Annotated in this window: 11 protein-coding genes; 5 read left to right on the top strand and 6 right to left on the bottom strand. The window is 31.7% G+C overall.

All coding sequences use genetic code 11. The features are described from left to right. Positions 1-3 precede the first annotated feature (3 nt). From ACH2CG_RS08025 to recG, 4 genes are all read right to left on the bottom strand, one after another. Positions 4-3,090 (bottom strand): efflux RND transporter permease subunit, encoded by a 3,087-nt coding sequence (locus tag ACH2CG_RS08025; RefSeq protein ID WP_395063964.1) that lies wholly within the window; start codon positions 3,088-3,090, stop codon positions 4-6. A gap of 66 nt (positions 3,091-3,156) precedes the next feature. Then, complete coding sequence (locus tag ACH2CG_RS08020; RefSeq protein ID WP_395063962.1) at positions 3,157-4,221, bottom strand: efflux RND transporter periplasmic adaptor subunit; 1,065 nt, start codon at positions 4,219-4,221, stop codon at positions 3,157-3,159. A 135-nt stretch (positions 4,222-4,356) separates the two neighbouring features. After that, positions 4,357-5,220 (bottom strand): bestrophin family protein, encoded by an 864-nt coding sequence (locus tag ACH2CG_RS08015; protein WP_395063960.1) that lies wholly within the window; start codon positions 5,218-5,220, stop codon positions 4,357-4,359. A gap of 29 nt (positions 5,221-5,249) precedes the next feature. Then, positions 5,250-7,358: an ATP-dependent DNA helicase RecG gene (gene recG, locus ACH2CG_RS08010; RefSeq protein ID WP_395063958.1), complete on the bottom strand. Its 2,109-nt coding sequence runs from the start codon at positions 7,356-7,358 to the stop codon at positions 5,250-5,252. 138 nt (positions 7,359-7,496) lie between these two features. On the opposite strand from recG, the gene ACH2CG_RS08005 reads away from it, so the two are divergent. Both ACH2CG_RS08005 and ACH2CG_RS08000 read left to right on the top strand, forming a co-directional pair. Further along, positions 7,497-9,563, top strand: a complete 2,067-nt coding sequence (locus tag ACH2CG_RS08005; protein ID WP_395063957.1) for a M1 family metallopeptidase — start codon at positions 7,497-7,499, stop codon at positions 9,561-9,563. A gap of 191 nt (positions 9,564-9,754) precedes the next feature. Continuing rightward, complete coding sequence (locus tag ACH2CG_RS08000) at positions 9,755-10,885, top strand: hypothetical protein (protein WP_395063955.1); 1,131 nt, start codon at positions 9,755-9,757, stop codon at positions 10,883-10,885. 79 nt (positions 10,886-10,964) lie between these two features. On the opposite strand, the gene ACH2CG_RS07995 is transcribed toward ACH2CG_RS08000, so the two are convergent. Together ACH2CG_RS07995 and ACH2CG_RS07990 are read right to left on the bottom strand one after the other, a co-directional pair. Continuing rightward, positions 10,965-11,486, bottom strand: a complete 522-nt coding sequence (locus ACH2CG_RS07995; protein WP_395063953.1) for a hypothetical protein — start codon at positions 11,484-11,486, stop codon at positions 10,965-10,967. Positions 11,487-11,492: 6 nt separating this feature from the next. Further along, positions 11,493-12,008 (bottom strand): hypothetical protein, encoded by a 516-nt coding sequence (locus tag ACH2CG_RS07990; RefSeq protein WP_395063951.1) that lies wholly within the window; start codon positions 12,006-12,008, stop codon positions 11,493-11,495. Between the two features lie 283 nt (positions 12,009-12,291). Between ACH2CG_RS07990 and ACH2CG_RS07985 the strand changes: the two genes are divergently transcribed. The 3 genes from ACH2CG_RS07985 to ACH2CG_RS07975 all read left to right on the top strand — a co-directional run. Beyond that, positions 12,292-13,620 (top strand): peptide-N-glycosidase F-related protein, encoded by a 1,329-nt coding sequence (locus ACH2CG_RS07985; protein ID WP_395063949.1) that lies wholly within the window; start codon positions 12,292-12,294, stop codon positions 13,618-13,620. Positions 13,621-13,705: 85 nt separating this feature from the next. Continuing rightward, the gene (locus ACH2CG_RS07980) at positions 13,706-16,042 is read left to right on the top strand and encodes an ATP-dependent helicase (RefSeq protein ID WP_395063947.1); all 2,337 of its coding nucleotides are present in this window, start codon (positions 13,706-13,708) and stop codon (positions 16,040-16,042) included. 122 nt (positions 16,043-16,164) lie between these two features. Continuing rightward, positions 16,165-16,506: L-threonylcarbamoyladenylate synthase (locus tag ACH2CG_RS07975; protein WP_395063945.1), on the top strand; the 342-nt coding region annotated here is incomplete at its 3' end.

Here is a 16,506-nt window from a genome sequence, read left to right as displayed (position 1 = left end):
TTTTTATTTTTCTAGTGCTTCAATAGTATCAAATTCTGGGCGGTGTTTTTTTGCTTTTGACCACATTAAATAAATTGCCGGAATTATAAAAAGTGTCAAGATTAAGGAAAATAAAGTTCCGCCAACAATTACAACTCCCATTCCAATTCTACTAGTTGATGCTGCTCCAAGTGACATTGCAATAGGTAAAGCTCCAAGTGCAATGGCTAAACTGGTCATTAAAATTGGACGTAAACGTGCTTCCGATGCTTCAAGAATTGCTTCTAATTTGGGTTTGCCTTGTTCCCGAAGTTGGTTGGCAAATTCAACAATTAAAATTCCGTTTTTGGTTACCAATCCAATGAGCATTACAGTTCCAATTTGACTAAAAATATTCCATGTTTGTCCAAATAACCAAAGCGAAAATAGTGCTCCTGCAACAGCCATTGGAACAGTTAAAATAATTATAAATGGGTCAATAAAACTTTCAAATTGGGCAGCCAAAATTAAATAAATTAACAATAATGCCAATCCAAAAGCGAATAAAGTATTGGAACTACTTTCTACAAAATCTCTTGATTCGCCTCCCAAATCGGTAGTGAAAGTATCGTCAAGAACTTTTGCTTTTATTTCGTTCATAGCATCAATACCGTCGCCCATACTTTTTCCTGGTGCTAATCCTGCCGAAATTGTTGCCGACATATACCTATTATTATGGTACAATTGTGGCGGATTACTTTTTTCTTCAATTGTGACCACATTATCCATTTGAATCAATTGACCAACATTGTTTTTAACAAACATGGATGTTAAATCAAGTGGTTTCGAGCGGTCTTTTTGGTCAAATTGTCCAATAACTTGGTATTGTTTTCCGCTCATCATAAAATACCCAAATCGTTGACCGCTTAATGATAGCTGTAAGGTTTGCGCAATATCAATTACAGATATCCCTAAACTTTCTGCTTTTTCACGATTGATGGTTACATTAATTTCGGGTTTATTGAATTTTAAATTTACATCGGTCGTAGAAAAAGTTGGATTTTTCCCTGCTTCTTCCATAAATAAAGGAATTTTCTCTTCTAATTTTTTAAAATTTGGAGCCTGAATAATGTATTGAATTGGCAATCCGCCACGACGATTTACTGCAATTGTTGGTTGTTCTACCACAGCAGTTTTAGCTTCAGAAAATCCTTTGGTCCATTGCGTTAATTTTTCTGCAATTTCTTTCTGTGATCTGTCGCGTTTTCCTGGATCTGTAAGAGCTATTCTCACACGACCACTGTTTACTGTTGAAGCACCAAAACCTGGTGATGTAATTATTAAACTAACTGTTTTTTCTGGAATTGAATCGTCTACAAGTTTTGATATTTCTTGCATAAATCGATCGGTATATTCATAAGAAGAGCCTTCTGGAGTTGTCATAGACATTACCAAAGCACTTCGATCGTCATAGGGTGCAGTTTCTTTTTGTAAAATATTGAAAAATAAATAAATAAGACCAAAACATACAATTAGTATTGGAAAACTTAACCATTTTCTTTTCATAAATCGATTCAAATAACTCGCATAACTTGAATTTAATTTTTCAAAATAAGGTTCTGTTTTAATATAAAATTTAGACTTTTTTTGTTCGCCACCTTTCATTAAATAGGCATTCAACATTGGTGTTAAAGTTAACGATACAAAGGCAGAAATTAAAACTGCTGCACCAATAACAACACCAAACTCTCGGAAGAGTCGACCAACAAATCCTTCTAAAAATATTACTGGTAAAAATACCGCAGCAAGTGTAATTGATATTGAAATTACTGCAAAAAAGATTTCGTTTGACCCTTTAATAGCTGCTTCAATAGGCGACATTCCTTCTTCAACTTTCTTGAATATATTTTCGGTTACTACAATTCCGTCATCTACAACCAAACCTGTTGCAAGAACTATGGCGAGCAATGTTAACACATTTATTGAAAATCCAAACAACCACATTATAAAAAAAGTTGCAATTAAGGAAACCGGAATATCAATTAATGGTCGGAATGCAATTGCCCAATCTCTAAAAAATAAAAAGATAATTAAAATTACTAGTACAATTGAAATCCCTAATGTTTCTGCTACTTCAACAACCGATTTTTTCACAAATACAGTAGAGTCGATTGCAATATTAAGTTTGATATCTTTTGGTAAATCTTTTTTTAGTTTGTCAAATTCTTTATAAAATTCTTTAGAAATATCTAAATAATTCGCTCCTGGAAGTGGAACAATAGCAACACCAACAAGTGGCATTCCCGATTGACTCATTTTTGTTTCTAGATTTTCAGCACCTAATTCGGCATTTCCAACATCGCTAAAACGTACAATTTTATCGCCATCAGTTCGAATTATGATATTATTAAATTCTTCTGCTTTCGCCAAATTTCCAACCGTTTTTACAGTTAATTCGGTATTGTTTCCTGTCAATTTTCCAGACGGTAATTCTACATTTTGTTTGTTTAACGCATCACGAACTTCGGCAACAGTACAACCATAAGAAGCTAATTTTATTGGATCAATCCATAAACGCATGGCGTATCTTTTTTGTCCCCAAATTTGAATTCCACTTACACCGGGAATAGTTTCTAATCGTTGTCCGATTACATTTTCTGCATAATCACTTAATTCTAAAGAACTTCGAGTATCACTTGTAACGGTCATTGAAATAATAGCTTCACCATTGGCATCAGCCTTAGAAACAACTGGTGGCGCATCAATATCTTGAGGTAAACTTCTAGTGGCTTGTGAAACTTTGTCACGAACATCATTTGCTGCTTCTTCAAGATTTTTATTTAAATTAAATTCTACAGTAATATTGCTCGAACCTTGAATGCTTGATGACGTTACATTTCTAATTCCGTCAATTGAATTTATAGCTTTTTCTAAAGGTTCTGTTATTTGAGATTCAATAATATCTGAATTTGCTCCTGTATAATTGGTTCTTATTGAAATTTGTGCCGGATCAATGGATGGAAATTCTCGAACGCCCAAATAGCTGTAGCCAATAATACCAAATAAAATTATGGTTAGGTTGACAACTATAGTAAAAACGGGTCTTTTTATGCTTAGCGTAGATAAACTCATATGTCTTTTATTGCAAATTTTAGATTTTTGACAGCCTATTTTACTTCGAAAATCATTTTATAAACGTTATATTTTTTTAATCCTCACTTTTACTGGAGCATCGTCTTTTAAACTCATAACTCCGCTTGTAATGATTGTGTCGCCAGCTTTTAAGCCAGACAATACTAAAATAGAAGCATCGGTTCTTGTGGCAGTTTCAACCATTATTTCTTTGGCTTTTCCGTTATTGGTAATGAACACTTTTTTACCATTTTGAACCGGAATTATTGCTTCGGTTGGAATTACAATAGCATCTTTTATTGTATTTAATGGCAATTCTATATTAGCAAAAGTTCCGGGTATAAGTTTTTCGTTATTATTTTGTGCAACAGCTCTAATGCTTAAAGTTCTTGTTGTTGTTTCAATTCCGGGTTCAACAGCATATATTTTTGCGCTATATCTTTCGGGAAATCCATTAACTGTAAAATTTATTTCAGAATTTGTTTTTATTTCTAAAGCATATTTTTCGGGTATTGAAAAAGTGATTTTTACAGGATTTGAACTTACTAATTTGGCTACCAAAGTGGTTGGTGTTACATAAGTTCCAGGCGATATTGAACGCAAACCAATTTTTCCCGAAAATGGCGCTCTTACAGAAGTTTTAGCAATTTGCGCTCTTATCAACTGCGATTGTGATTGCGCAGTTCTAAAATCGGCACTTGCAATATCATATTCTTCTTGACTAATAGCTTCTTTTTGTAAAAGTAATTTTGCGCGTCGTTCGTTTTCGGAAGCTAAGTTTTGTTTGGTTGTTGCTTGGGCTAATTGTGCTCTAAGTTCAATATCGTTTACTTTAAAAAGAAGTTGTCCTTTATTAACATTTGTACCTTCTTTAAAAGCAATATTCTCTACAATTCCCGATACTTCGCTTCTAATTTCAATTTGCTCATTGGCTTCAATAGAACCAGAAAGTGCTAACGAATTAGAAAAATCTTCTGCTGTTGCCACAATCGCAGTTACATCTACAGGAGGTTTTTTTTCGTTTTTATCTTTTGAGTTTCCGTTTTCTGAATTGTTTTTAGATATTCTATAAAAAATTAATCCTGCTAACGATATGATTAATAAGGTAATGAGTATATTTTTTAACTTCATAGTTTTAGAAAGTAAATTGAATGGTTATTTCTCTTTGTTTTAAGATTAACAAATTTACTTTCTATCAAATGAAAATTAGGCAATATTGACTTTTATTTAACTTTTATGCAACGAAAAAAGCTTAAATTGATGTTTTTATAACAATTCCTCAACATGTTTTTTAATATTGCTTGCAATTTTTGCCGTTGGTAAATCATTTTCATCCGAACCAAATGGATCTTCAATCTCTTCAGCAATTAATTCTAAACTTGCTAAAACATAAAAGATAAAAATTACAACCGGAATGGTGTAATAGCCTAAACTAAATACATATCCAAAAGGTAATGTCATGACATAAAAGAAAATAAATTTTTTGATAAAAGCACTGTAAGAATAAGGAATTGGAGTGTTTTTTATTCGTTCACATGCGCCACAAACATCAGTAAACGATTGCAATTCTCCATTTAAAATGATTAACTGATTGCCAGAAATTTTACCCGATTGATACAAATCATTAATTTTTTGGAACAACATTTTTGCCACTTGATTGGGATAATGCTTGTGTTGGTCAATCTTTAAATTCAATCCTTCAAAAAGTTCCTTTGCTGTATCTTCATCACTCAAATGTTTTTGAAGCACCGATGCATAAGCAGGAATTAATTTTTTAAAATAATTTCTATCGCTTTCTTCTTTAAGCATTACAGAAAGTTTTAAAGCCAAATTTCTAGAATTATTTACCAATGAACCCCAAAGTTTTCGTCCTTCCCACCAACGATCATAGGCAGTGTTTGTTCTGTAAGCGAGTAATAATGAAATTACAAAACCTAACATTCCATGCATCATAGTAATGTTTTTTAAATGACTTTTTTCTGATAATTTAAAATATTCCATTTCCAGATATCCAATGATGCCCGAATAAATCCCAATGAATATCATCATGGGCAACAACTGTCTAAAAGTATCCGATTTATGAAATCTAAAAATAAATGTAATCCAGTCTTTTGGGTTGTATTGTACCATTTTATTTATAATTTATAATTTTGAAGTTATCAACTAATATAATTCCAAATATTCTTTTTTGCACTCATTTCTATAAAAATTTCTCTCATTTTTTGATGTTCTGGTTTGGTCATGGCGGCATCTTCTTTTAGTAATTTCATAGCGTGTTCTCTTGCTACCATTAAAATATCTCTATCTTTTACTAAATCAGCAATTTGCAAATTTAAAACACCACTTTGTTGTTTTCCCATGATGTCGCCTGGACCGCGAAGTTTTAAATCTACTTCCGCAATTTCAAATCCGTCGTTGGTGCGACACATAGTTTCAATTCTGGTTTTACTATCATTTCCAAGTTTGAATCCTGTCATTAAAATACAATAACTTTGTTCGGCACCACGACCAACACGACCGCGCAACTGGTGCAGTTGTGAAAGTCCAAAACGTTCGGTACTTTCTATAACCATAACACTTGCATTTGGAACGTTTACACCAACTTCAATAACCGTTGTGGCAACCATAATATTGGTTTTTCCAGCTACAAATCGTTGCATTTCGGCTTCTTTTTCGGCTGGTTTCATTTGTCCGTGAACTATCGAAATCGAATATTGTGGCAACGGAAAATTTCTAGAAATACTCTCATAACCGTCCATTAAATCCTTATAATCTTGGGTTGCACTTTCATTAATTAAAGGATAAACTATATAAATTTGTCGGCCTTTTGCAATTTCGTCTTTTAGGAATTTCCAAACTTTTAATCGGTTGGAATCATATCTGTGAACTGTTTGAATAGCTTTTCGACCTGGCGGCAATTCATCAATAACAGAAATATCTAAATCGCCATACAAACTCATCGCTAAAGTTCTAGGAATAGGAGTTGCCGTCATCACTAAAACGTGTGGTGGAATTTCGTTTTTCTTCCATAATTTCGAGCGTTGTTCTACGCCAAAACGATGTTGCTCGTCAATTACTGCTAAGCCTAAATTTTGAAATTTCACTTTGTCTTCAAGCAAAGCATGCGTACCAATTAGGATATCTAAAGTTCCATTTTCCAATGCTTCGTGAATAATTTTTCGTTCTGAAGTTTTACTTGAACCAGTTAGTATTTTTATATTGATGTTCAGATCTTTAGCCAGCTCTGACAATCCAATAAAATGCTGATTTGCAAGAATTTCTGTTGGTGCCATTAAGCAACTTTGAAATCCGTTGTCTTTTGCCAAAAGCATACACATTAAAGCAACAATTGTTTTTCCCGAACCAACATCGCCTTGCAAAAGTCGGTTCATTTGGGCATTGCTTCCCATGTCATTTCTAATTTCTTTAATCACTCTTTTTTGCGCATTTGTCAATTCAAATGGTAAATGATTGTTATAGAAATCGGTGAAATTTTCGCCTACTTTATCAAACGGATGCCCTTTTATTTTGTGTTTTCTTATTAAGTTTTTCGTGATTAATTGCAATTGAATAAAGAACAATTCTTCAAATTTTAATCGGAATTGGGCTTTCGCCAAAAGTTCTTGACTCTTCGGAAAATGAATGTTAAACATGGCTTCATTCTTCGCAATCAGTTTCAATTGTTCCAAAATATACACCGGAAGCGTTTCTATAAATTGACCTTTAATTTCTAGAAATAATTGCTGAATGGCTTTGTTTACAACTTTATTTGTAATGCCTCTTTGCGTCAATTTTTCGGTACTTGGGTAAACAGGTTGCATGGCGCTTCGTAAACTGGCTTTGTGTTCTTCCATCAATTCCATTTCTGGATGCGCCATAGAAAATTGAGCTCCATAATTGGATGTTTTTCCGAAAATCACATAAACTTCATTGAGTTTTAAACTCTCACGAATCCATTTTACACCTTGAAACCATGTGAGTTCCATTTGACCAGTTTCATCTGCAAATGATGCTATTAATCGTTTTTGATTTTTACCAAATTCAACCGTTTTAATGTGAATTATTCTACCAATTATTTGAACTTCAGCAGTAGAATTTTGAAGTTCATTGATTTTATAATATCTTGTTCTGTCAATATATCTGTTTGGAAAAAAATTCATCAAATCGCCATACCGATGAATGTTGAGTTCCTTTCGAAGCAATTCGCCGCGAGAAGGACCAACACCTTTTAGGTATTCGATAGGAGTTTGTAATAGATTGTTTGACATTTTTAAAATTTCAAAATTCTTAATTTAAAATTGAATATTCAACATTAAAATTAGTTATGCGAAGATAGAATATCAAATTCAAATTCAAAAATCAAAATCAATTTCAATGACTATATTTGTAATTCAATTATAAGATGTATGAAATATTTACTGTTTTTTTTCTTTTCTGTTTTTTCTTTTGGTCAACAAACTACTAAAGTTGATTTTATTTCAGTTAATGGAGTTATTGATCTTAATTTTAATAAAAAATCAGTTTCTGGAAGGGTTGATTATCAATTTAAAATAAATAAAACTACTGATACAATTAGAATTGATGCTAAAAGTATGAAATTCTATAATGTTTCAATAAATAATAAATTGGTTAAATTTTTAAACAATAACAAAGAGTTATTATTATTTGATGGATTAAAAATAGGAAGTAATAAGCTAACATTTAGTTATTATGCAAATCCTAAACAAACTTTATATTTTACTGGAATTCAAGAAAATTTTCAAATTTGGACTCAAGGTCAAGGAAAATACACAAGTTATTGGTTACCAAGTTTTGATGATGTAAATGAAAAGGTTATTTTTAATTTAAATATTATTTTTGATAGCGATTATCATGTTATATCAAATGGTAAATTGCAAAAAAATAATCTTGAAAATGAGGCTATAAAATCGTGGAATTATCAAATGAAAAAACCAATGTCATCCTATTTAGTGATGCTTGCTATTGGAAAATTTGATCATAAAACTGACACTTCTAAATCTGGAATTCCGTTAGAGAATTATTATAAACCAATTGATGCGGATAAATATCAATACACTTACAAACATTCTAAAGCCATTTTTGATTTTCTTGAAAAAGAAATAGGAGTGAAGTATCCTTGGCAAATTTACCGTCAGATTCCAGTTGAGGATTTTCTTTATGCCGGAATGGAAAACACGTCATCAACCTTATTTGCTCAAGATTTTGTTGTTGACGAAAGTGGTTTTAATGATAGAAATTATATTAATGTAAATGCGCACGAATTGGCGCACCAATGGTTTGGCGATATGGTTACGGCAAAATCGGGAAAACACCATTGGTTGCAAGAAGGTTTCGCAACTTATTATGCTTTATTGGCGGAACGTGAGGTTTTTGGCGAAGATTATTTTTATTATTCGCTATATAAAAATTCGATGTTATTGAGAAAAGAAGCCAAAACAGATACAATTCCAATTCTAAATGAAAAGGCAAGTTCATATTCTTTTTATCAAAAAGGCGCTTGGGCATTGCATGTAATTAGAGAAACAATAGGCGAGAAGAAGTTTCAGAAAGCAGTTAAAAATTATTTAAAAAAATACAAATTCAAAAATGTTGAAACAGCTGATTTTCTGAATGAAATTGCTAAGGTTTCTGATTTTGATATTGTAAAATTTCAAAAAGAATGGTTAGAAGACTATCATTTTCAGGCGGAAAAAGTGAACGAACTTTTAAAGAAAAATGAATTTATCCGAACTTTATTCGAAATTCAAGCTCAGAAAAATAAATCATACAAAGAAAAAGAAGTCTATTTTACAGAAATCATGAAATCTAATGGTTTCTACGCTTTAAAATCGGAAATTATTTATCAAATAGCTGCTGTTCCATTTAATGAAAAAGAGAAGTTAATAAGATTGGCAATGTTAACAAATGATATCGAAATTCGTCAGGCTGTTGCAGAAACCATAACAACCATTCCTATTGAATTTAAATTAGAATATGAGTCATTATTAAATGATAAATCCTATGATACCAAGCAAATTGCATTTCTAAATTTATGGAAGAATTTTCCAGACAATCAGGCAGGATATTTGGATATTGCTAAAAATTGGATGGGAAAAAATGACAAAGAATTGCGAATTACTTTCTTAACATTATACCAATTTTTTAAAGATGCAAATCCCGATTTAAAAGCTATTTATTGGAACGAATTGCAAGAATATACTTCACCACAATACGAAAGTTCCATTCGTCAAAATGCTATTGAAAATGCCTTGTTAATTGAACCTAAAAACGAAATAATTTTGAAAAATTTAGTCAATGGAACAACACATCACAAGTGGCAATTTGTAAAATATTGCAGAGATAAAATTAGAGAACTTCTTAAAAAACAGGAGTATATAATTGTGTTTGAAAATTTACTTTCTAAAATTAATGAAGCAGAACAAATTCAGTTGAAGCGTTTAATGGTTAAATAAAATCAATAATTTGTAAACTTTATTCTACATGATGTTGCCTTTTTTTTGTTTCATAATTGCTGTCATTTTCTTAAAAGTGTAGTTCGTCGAGTTTTGATGGTGTATAACGAAGTTATTTTTATTCTGACTTTTTAGTATGTTCTTTTGTTGAGTGAATTAACCTTTTAATAAATCTAAACAAAAATTATACAATGAAGACAAACAAACTTTTAATTTTAGGAGTTGCTCTATTAACATTAGTTTTTACTAATTGTAATACTAGTGAAGACGGTAATGATAATTACACTTTTAATTTTGGAAATAGCATAACAAGCAATTTTGCCGGAAAAATTGTAGATAACAATAATAATCCAATATCTGGAGTTGCTATAACAATGAGTGGACAAAGCACAACAACAGGAGTTGATGGTACTTTTACACTAAGTAACGTATCTGTAAAAGAGCGATTTGGTTATATGAAAGCTACTAAATCTGGATTTATAAATGGTTCTAGAACAGTAATGCCTCATGATGGTTTAAACAATGTTACCATTATGTTGTTGCCAAGAAATGTTGTTGCTACAATTGCTAGTGGTCAATCTGCTGTCGTAGTATTGCCAAATTCTACAAAAGTTACTTTTGATGGTGCTTTTATGTTAGAAAACGGAACATCATACTCAGGAAACGTAAAAGTATCGATGAATTATTTAGATCCAACAGATCCAAACGTATTTGACAAAATGCCAGGAAATTTAATAGGAACAAGAACAGATGGATCTACGTCTGGAATGGAAACTTATGGTATGATAAATGTTGAATTGTATGGTTCAAATAATGAAAAATTGCAATTAGCTTCAGGACACACTGCAAATGTTTCTATGCCAATTGCACCAAACCAACTTGATACAGCAGAAGCTACAATTCCTTTATGGCATTTTAACGAAACTTCTGGATTGTGGGAAGAGCAAGGTTTTTCAAGAAAAATAGGAAATAGATATATTGGTAATGTATCTCACTTCACATGGTGGAATAATGATTGTTCTTACACAGTTGCTACCTTAAATGTTGTTGTTAGTAACGCTGATGGAACTCCTGTAAATGGTGTTAAAGTTACAATTACTAGACAAGCAGGAAGCACTGGTGATGTATTAATGAATTTAGGAACTACTGGGCCAAACGGAACTTTAAGTGCTGGCGTACCAAGAAATGAGGTTTTAACTTTTAAAGCTTACACATCTGATGGTTCATTGGTTAGCACTCAAGAGTTACCAGCTTCTAATCTAATGACTAGAACTGTATATGTTGTAATTCCAGTTTCTAACAAAATGGCTCCAACCAACTAACACCAAGTTTAAAAAATAAAAAAAAACCGATTGTGTAAGCAATCGGTTTTTTTTATTAAATATAACAATTAAATATATGTTATAAAAAATCTTTGACTTCTGTTTTTAAATAGCTCAATGCTAAATTGGTTGTAGATTCATTTTCAAATAAATTAGTCAAGATTAATTCTCTTAGTTTATCTGCATTTTCAACATCCGTTCTTAAAGCTGTTTTTCTAATGTTTTGAATTATAGTGTTTTTGGAAGTTACAATCATTGTCCAACATTCGTCAGAAACATAAATTTGTTGTGTTAAATTATGCTCATATTCTTGCTCTATGTGTTGAATTAATAAGTTTTGATACTCCATTTTATTATCATTTGAAGGAGCAATTCTAATTAAAATTTTGGTAGGACTTATTCGTTCTAAAAATAATGCTAATCTTTCATAAGCCTGCAATTTTATGGGTAAAGCTTGTTTTTGATTTTCTTTTAGTAAATGAAAACGTCTTCTTTTATCTTCACTGTTTGAAAATGTTAGAAAAGAATAATAAGCCACAGCACCAGTTACAACAGCTGGTAAAGTATAAAATGCTAATTCAATAATTTTATCTGTATTCATCGTTTTTTAAAATTTTATTTGTGGTGTTTTTTTGTTAAACCATTCCTTATCACGGTCCAATTTGTTTTCAAATGTATATTTTTTTTCTTGTGTATTTATAGTTAATTGACCATAGTAGGTTGTCTTTCCTTTTTCAATTTCAAATTTCATGTCTATTGGAATTTCAAACTGATTTTGTTTTTCTCTTGTGTTGTCAAAAATTTTGATTTTGGCAAATTTATACTTCCCTTGTGGTTTTACAATTGAAAACAAATAGTATGTTTTACCTTTTTCTTTATAATCTCCTTGAGAATTTTTATAAGTTATTTCTTCACTTATATTTGCATAATCTGCAACAGCAGGTAAGTCATCTGTCCATACAAAAGTGTAGCCATTGTAGGTTTTATTTTCGATACAAATTGTTCCAACAATCATTCCTTCTGTGCTACTTTCATTGAAGGTTGTCTTCAATTTTTTAGAAGGAGTAGAACAACCTAAAACTAATAAAGCAAATAAAACTACAAGTGTATTTTTTGATTTCATAATTTCTAAAATTTGTTTGTACACAAAGAAAAACATTTTTTGAGTTGGATGCAAAAAATAAGAGACAAATCGGTTGCTAATTTATTGTTATTAAAGGTTTGTAAAGCTATTTTTGTAGATCTAATATAATGTATCTACCAAATTAAAAAAAAACGTGTTGAAATACCACTATTTTATACAGAATTGGATTGATTATGATTTGAACTAATTTGATATTTAGCATTGAAAATCGCAATTATATCTATATTTTTGTTAAACTAAACAACGACACACAATTTATTTTATGAAAACAAAATTACTTTTTCTATTTCTCTTAGTATTGGTAACAAATACTAACCTTTTCTCACAGGTAACGACAAATATATTTGAACAAGTTTTATTTTATGATGGGTATGCCTCTTTGGTAAATGAGCCAACACCACCAGGAGTTACTAGATTTAGAAACGATTTAATATCTAGAAAATTAACCGAAACGGAGCTTGCTAATTTCGGTAATACACTTACGGTTAATGTTTCTATAACTGCAGCATGCGATAATTATGACAGAATTGGAAATGTTAATTTGGCTCTTGTTCCCAAAAATCAGGCAACTTACGTTCCTGGATCTGTTTCCAGAATAGAATTGGCTAGGTTTATAACGCCATTTATGAATTATAATTACGCTCCAGACACTGTTCCATATACTTTTAATGTTGATAATATGGCTAAAATTTTTAAAGATCCTACCATTATTGCAGCATATGATATTTGGATAGAACTTCAATTATTTGGTGTTCCTTATGCCGCCAATACTCAAGTTCAAGGTTGCGCTGGACGAAATGACGTTTTTTATGGAACTTTAGATTTTGTTTCAAATACCACAGCTGTAACGGCAAATGAAGTTTTAATTCCTCTAAACTTTCAAAACTATCTCAATAATTATCAAGCTGGTGCATCTGATGCTGTAGGTCAAACTACAAGAACAATTAGTTTTAATGTTCAAAATAATTTAACCGATGCAAACTTATATTTAATCACGTCCAATCATGGTGCCAACTCTGGAGGTGAAGAGTACAATAGACGTTGGCATTATATTGATTTTGATGGAACTCAAATTGCAAGTTACAGACCAGGCGAATTAACCTGCGAACCTTATCGAGTTTATAATACGCAAGGAAACGGTATTTATGGATCAACACCTAGAACAAATGCGCAGTGGCAATCTTTTAGTAATTGGTGTCCGGGAAGTATAATTCCAATTAGAATTTTATCTTTGGGTAATGTTGTTGGTGGTACTCATGTTTTTAAAATTAGAGTGCCTAATGCTGTTTTTGCTAATGGCGAAGGTTATTTTCCAGTTTCTCTTTACCTTCAAGGAACTAATACCGTTTTAAATACCAATCAATACAGTAAAGTTGATTATTATTTATCGCCCAACCCAACTTCTAATATTATTACAGTAAATACTAATGACACCCTAGAAAATCTTTCGGTAATTGACATCATGGGAAAAGAAATATGGAGTGGAACGAACAAAACAATTGATATGTCTAACTTTCAAAAAGGAATTTATATTCTTAAAATTAAGTTTGAAAACTTTGAAGTTCTTACTGAAAAAATCATCAAAAATTAGTAAAGTTTTAAATAGTAAATTATATAAACTTAAGATATTTTCTTAAGTTTTTTTTCTAAAATAAATTAGGTTTTAAATACACAGAATGCAAAAATATATTAGCCAACTTAACGAAGCGCAACAAGAACCAGTTTTACAAAAAGATGGACCAATGATAATTATCGCTGGTGCCGGCTCTGGTAAAACACGAGTTCTTACTATTAGAATTGCTTATTTAATGAGTTTAGGTGTTGATGCTTTTAATATCTTAGCATTGACTTTTACCAACAAAGCAGCGCGCGAAATGAAAAAGCGTATCGCTGATATTGTTGGAACCAACGAAGCCAAAAATCTTTGGATGGGAACTTTTCACTCGGTTTTTGCAAGAATTTTGAGAAGTGAAGCCGATAGATTGGGTTATCCGTCCAATTTTACTATTTATGACACACAAGATTCGGTTCGATTAATCTCGGCAATTATCAAAGAAATGCAACTAGACAGAGATGTTTATAAACCAAAGCAGGTTTTAAGCCGAATTTCATCTTATAAAAACTCTTTAATTACCGTAAAAGCATACAATAATAATCCTGAACTACAAGAGCAAGACGCGATGTCTAAAAAACCTCGTTTGGGTGAAATTTATGAAAATTATGTTGAACGTTGTTTTAAATCGGGCGCAATGGACTTTGATGATTTATTGCTAAAAACCAACGAATTACTAAATCGTTTTCCAGATGTTTTGGCAAAATATCAAGATAGATTTCGATACATTATGGTTGATGAGTACCAAGATACCAACCATTCGCAGTATTTAATTGTTAGAGCTTTGTCGGATAGATTTCAAAATATTTGTGTTGTTGGTGATGATGCACAAAGTATTTATGCCTTTCGTGGTGCGAATATCAATAATATTTTGAATTTTCAGAAAGATTATGAAAATGTTCAAACTTATAGATTGGAGCAAAATTACCGTTCTACCAAAAATATTGTAGAAGCGGCTAATTCAATTATCGATAAAAATAAAACTAAATTAGATAAAGTCGTTTGGACAGCTAATGATTTTGGTGCCAAAATAAAAGTCCACAGAAGTTTAACTGATGCCGAAGAAGGTCGATTCGTAGCCAGTGAAATATTTGAGCAAAAGATGCGAAATCAAATGATGAATGGTCAATTTGCCATTTTATATCGCACTAATGCGCAGTCAAGATCTATGGAAGATGCGTTGCGAAAAAGAGATATTCCGTATAGAATTTATGGCGGATTGTCCTTCTATCAACGTAAAGAAATTAAAGATGTGATTTGTTATTTGCGATTGGTTATCAATCCAAAAGATGAAGAAGCTTTAATTAGAGTTATCAATTATCCAGCTCGTGGAATTGGAGATACAACGGTTGAAAAATTGACAGTTGCAGCCAATCATTACAAGCGTTCCATATTTGAAGTAATGGAACATATTGATAAAATCGATTTAAAATTGAATTCGGGAACTAAAGCTAAGCTGCAAGATTTTGTAACGATGATTAAAAGTTTTCAAGTTATAAATCAAAATCAAGATGCGTTTTATTTGACTGATCATGTTACTAAAAAAACCGGATTAGTTCAAGAGTTAAAGAAAGACGGAACTCCAGAAGGTATCGCTAGAATTGAAAACATCGAAGTTTTAATGGGCGGAATCAAGGATTTCATTGAAGGTCAGCGTGAGATTGATGGTGCTCGTGGCGCATTATCCGAATTTATGGAAGATGTAGCTTTGGCAACTGATTTAGATAAAGATACTGGCGATGATGATAGAGTGGCTTTGATGACCATTCACTTGGCTAAAGGATTAGAATTTCCTTATGTTTTTGTAGTCGGATTGGAAGAAGATTTATTTCCAAGTGCCATGAGTTTGAATACACGAAGCGAACTAGAAGAAGAACGACGCTTGTTTTATGTAGCTTTAACTCGCGCCGAACACCAAGCATATTTAACTTATGCCCAATCGCGTTACCGTTGGGGAAAACTTACAGATAGTGAGCCTTCACGATTTATAGAAGAAATAAAAGAAGATTATTTAGAGTATATAAATCCGAGTGATGCTGGCGGATATCGATACAAACCCATGATGGATATTGATATTTTTGGCGATGTAGATAAATCGAAATTGCGATTAGCAAAACCAGTAACAGGAACGCCACCAAAAAAATATGGTGAAGAACCAGTTTCGTCATCAACTATTCGAAAATTGAAACCTGTTGCAAGTAATGCTCCAAGTAATTCTGGTCCAAATTTATTTGATAATAAACTTACCGCAGGAAATATTGTAATGCACGAACGCTTTGGAAAAGGCGAAGTAATAAACCTTGAAGGAGTTGGAGCAGACAAAAAAGCTGAAATCCGATTTGAAGTTGGTGGAATAAAGAAATTATTGTTGCGATTTGCTAAGTTGGATGTGATTGGATAGTTTAAATTGTTTTAGTTTAAAAGTTTAACATTGTTTAAAATGGTTTAATTCCTTAAAATAACAACTTTAAACTTTTAAACATCGTTAAACTTTTAAACAATGTTAAACCCTAAACAAAAAAAATGAGTCAATTTATAAAAATATACGAAGACAAGCCCAACGAAGCAGCTATTAAAAAAGTAGTTGAAGTGTTGCGAAATGGCGGATTGGTGATTTATCCAACCGATACCGTTTATGGTTTAGGTTGCGATATTACCAATACCAAAGCACTAGAACGCGTTGCTAAAATTAAAGGAATCAAGTTAGAAAAAGCCAATTTTTCTTTTGTTTGCAGTGATTTAAGTAATATTTCCGATTATGTGAAGCAAATTGACACAGCAACTTTTAAGTTACTAAAACGTGCTTTGCCTGGACCTTACACTTTTATTTTGCCAGGAAATAATGACTTGCCAAAAGAATTTAGA

The sequence above is a fragment of the Flavobacterium sp. genome (genome assembly GCF_043778725.1).
Classification (GTDB): domain Bacteria; phylum Bacteroidota; class Bacteroidia; order Flavobacteriales; family Flavobacteriaceae; genus Flavobacterium.
Note: the sequence above shows the minus strand (reverse complement) of the source record. Positions and strands in the feature narration are given on the sequence as shown.

Excerpts from the sequence above, each read along its gene's own strand:
- ACH2CG_RS08025 (WP_395063964.1), bottom strand. The coding sequence starts at position 3,090 with ATGAGTTTATCTACGCTAAGCATAAAAAGACCCGTTTTTACTATAGTT.
- ACH2CG_RS08020 (WP_395063962.1), bottom strand. The coding sequence starts at position 4,221 with ATGAAGTTAAAAAATATACTCATTACCTTATTAATCATATCGTTAGCA.
- ACH2CG_RS08015 (WP_395063960.1), bottom strand. The coding sequence starts at position 5,220 with ATGGTACAATACAACCCAAAAGACTGGATTACATTTATTTTTAGATTT.
- recG (WP_395063958.1), bottom strand. The coding sequence starts at position 7,358 with ATGTCAAACAATCTATTACAAACTCCTATCGAATACCTAAAAGGTGTT.
- ACH2CG_RS08005 (WP_395063957.1), top strand. The coding sequence starts at position 7,497 with ATGAAATATTTACTGTTTTTTTTCTTTTCTGTTTTTTCTTTTGGTCAA.
- ACH2CG_RS08000 (WP_395063955.1), top strand. The coding sequence starts at position 9,755 with ATGAAGACAAACAAACTTTTAATTTTAGGAGTTGCTCTATTAACATTA.
- ACH2CG_RS07995 (WP_395063953.1), bottom strand. The coding sequence starts at position 11,486 with ATGAATACAGATAAAATTATTGAATTAGCATTTTATACTTTACCAGCT.
- ACH2CG_RS07990 (WP_395063951.1), bottom strand. The coding sequence starts at position 12,008 with ATGAAATCAAAAAATACACTTGTAGTTTTATTTGCTTTATTAGTTTTA.
- ACH2CG_RS07985 (WP_395063949.1), top strand. The coding sequence starts at position 12,292 with ATGAAAACAAAATTACTTTTTCTATTTCTCTTAGTATTGGTAACAAAT.
- ACH2CG_RS07980 (WP_395063947.1), top strand. The coding sequence starts at position 13,706 with ATGCAAAAATATATTAGCCAACTTAACGAAGCGCAACAAGAACCAGTT.